General features: G+C 41.7%; 3 protein-coding genes. All 3 read right to left on the bottom strand.

The window, feature by feature from the left end:
* The coding region (locus tag LG31_RS0107585) for a hypothetical protein (protein ID WP_033113882.1) at window positions 1–1,209 on the bottom strand (1,209 nt) is incomplete at its 3' end.
* Between the two features lie 78 nt (window positions 1,210–1,287).
* Window positions 1,288–1,650 (bottom strand): hypothetical protein, encoded by a 363-nt coding sequence (locus LG31_RS0107580; RefSeq protein ID WP_152598337.1) that lies wholly within the window; start codon window positions 1,648–1,650, stop codon window positions 1,288–1,290.
* 68 nt (window positions 1,651–1,718) lie between these two features.
* Window positions 1,719–2,090 carry a hypothetical protein gene (locus tag LG31_RS0107575; protein ID WP_033113880.1) on the bottom strand — a complete coding sequence of 124 codons (372 nt, stop codon included), beginning with the start codon at window positions 2,088–2,090 and terminating at the stop codon, window positions 1,719–1,721.
* Between the last annotated feature and the right edge of the window lie 161 nt (window positions 2,091–2,251).

The raw sequence follows: 2,251 nt of genomic DNA, 5'->3' as shown, positions 1-2,251 counted from the left end.
GTCATCGGTTTGCGTATCAATGGTTTTCCCTATCCAACCTTTACCCTCTTTTGCGGCTTTTGCATCTAACTTAGCTGCTCTCGCTTCTATTTGGGCTTCACGTTGCTCTATTTGTCTTGATAGTGCATCGTACTTAACTTCTGAATCACGATCTTCTTTTGACATTGTTTTTGCATAGTCGTTGTCGTATTGCTTACTAACAACGCCACCAACAACACCTCTTGCACTGTTTGTCATTGATTGCATGGTGTTCATTACGTTGTTCAAGCCGTCAACAAACTTAGCCACACTGTTTATTGTATCCATCAAAAAATCAAAAATACGTTTCGACCACAAATCTACGTAACTTTGGAACCCTTCTTTAAAGCCGCCCTTATCCTCAAAAGCAGACCGTAATCTGTTTGTCCATTGATCCACTACTTTAATTAGTACTGGTGCAATACGCCCTACAATACCCATCAAGAAGTCATTGCCTACTTGTTGCAGATAACCAAACTTTGCAATTAGGGTTTGCATGTTAGTCATGTTTGCTGCGGTTGCGGTTGCTGCACCAGTTTTTTGCAGCATGTCCATTTCTTGGTTGGTTAAACGTAAGACACCATTCAAACGCAACCCTGCATCCCCAGCTTCATCAAGTACGCGCAACTTATCGGAATCGGATAGTTTCTGAAACGCTTCACGGAGCTTGTTCAATTTAATGACAGGGCTTGTCTCGTTGTTCCACATCTGAGCGCCACCTGCTGCTTTATAGAATGCAGACATGGTGTTAGTTACTGCTTCTCCAGCTTCGACCGCATCACCTGCTTTGATGCTGAACTCTTTCATTGCATCCAGTACGTCCTCAAGCTCTACACCAGCGTAATTCGCAACGTAGGCCATCTGGTTCATTTGTTCAGCTGTTGCGCCGTACTGGATAGCCAACTTCTGCTGCTCTAAACGGTGAGCAATTATCACACCTGTGTACGTTGCCAACGCACCTGCACCCCATGCGGCGCTTTTAACTAATGGTGCACCTAACTGTGCAGTAACTCGGCCTACAGTTGCACCTGCTTGCATTGCGGTACTGGCAAAGTGTTTAAATGTCTGGGACATATTACTGAGACAAGCATTTGTGATTTGTTGTGCATGTTTAAGTGCTTGCACATACTGGGCGCTGTTTGCGTTTAAATTAACGCTTACTGAACCAGCTTGATATGATCCTCTCGCCATAGTTGTTCCTTATTATTGTTATTATTGGAAATAAAAAAGGGCACAAAAGTGCCCTTGCAAGGGTAATCCCCTTTGTTGTTATTCTTGTTGTTTTGATTTTTTACGCTTACGTTTAGGCGCTTGTGGTACTGGTTCAACATCTGCATCATCAATTAAACCAATGGTGCTTTGTTCGTGTAACTTACGCTGACGCTCAATCTCTTGTTTCATTTCGAGATCTAGTTCTTCTTGCGTTTTGAGGAAATCGGGCATTGTGTAGTGCAATTTCATTTCAGCGTAGTGCTCGTCTGGGTTTATCTTTGCACCGTTGCTCATCGCTGCGAACATGCCTGCTTTTGATATTGCTGTGTGCAACGTAGGATCTATAGCGTGTCTAAAACAATATGCTTCCGCAGCTTCAAATTCTAATGGGCTCCATTGACGTATTTCGCTCAATGGCATTTTAAAGCGATCCATTAGTTTAAATGATTTATACAGCGTACTATCATCCGAGTACATCAAACGCCAAATTACTTTTTTTGTTCGTTGCTTTGTTCTTGTTGCTCTTCGTTTAGTACAGGGTGAATTGTACCTTCGAGTAGTTGTACTAGGTCGTTATCAACTGCTTCGATAAATTTTTTGTATTGCTTTTCGTTCACAAGCATTTGCTCGCCTTTTGCATTTACCAATCCGTTCATGATAATTACGCGAGTTAGTTCACTATAGTACCGCTCAAGTTTAGTGGCAGTAATTTCACCAGTAAGAGCAGTCTTAGCCATAAGTTCTTTCTCTGCCGCTGCGCTCAGTGAACGCACATAGAATGTGATACCTTTGTACTCAACAGTTCTAAGTACTGGACGCAATGCTGCAAGACTATCCATATTTTCAAAATTAAAATCCATTTTCCTGTTCCTCTGTTTTTGTTATGTTTTGCTCCATTTACCTTTAGTTTTATGTGAAATATAGAGCCAAATTCACATAAAACGGTTCATTTTATATACCCCCCCCAACATGTAGTGCTGTTAGTGCCCACTAACATACAAGGTATAGTGTTATTCGAAAT

Source organism: Aeromonas lacus, from assembly GCF_000764665.1.
In the GTDB taxonomy this organism is placed as follows: domain Bacteria; phylum Pseudomonadota; class Gammaproteobacteria; order Enterobacterales; family Aeromonadaceae; genus Aeromonas; species Aeromonas lacus.
This window is presented reverse-complemented; position numbering and strand designations above follow the sequence as displayed.

What these genes read in the sequence shown, in the direction of transcription:
- LG31_RS0107580 (WP_152598337.1), bottom strand. Translation starts at nt 1,650, where the DNA reads ATGCCATTGAGCGAAATACGTCAATGGAGCCCATTAGAATTTGAAGCT.
- LG31_RS0107575 (WP_033113880.1), bottom strand. Translation starts at nt 2,090, where the DNA reads ATGGATTTTAATTTTGAAAATATGGATAGTCTTGCAGCATTGCGTCCA.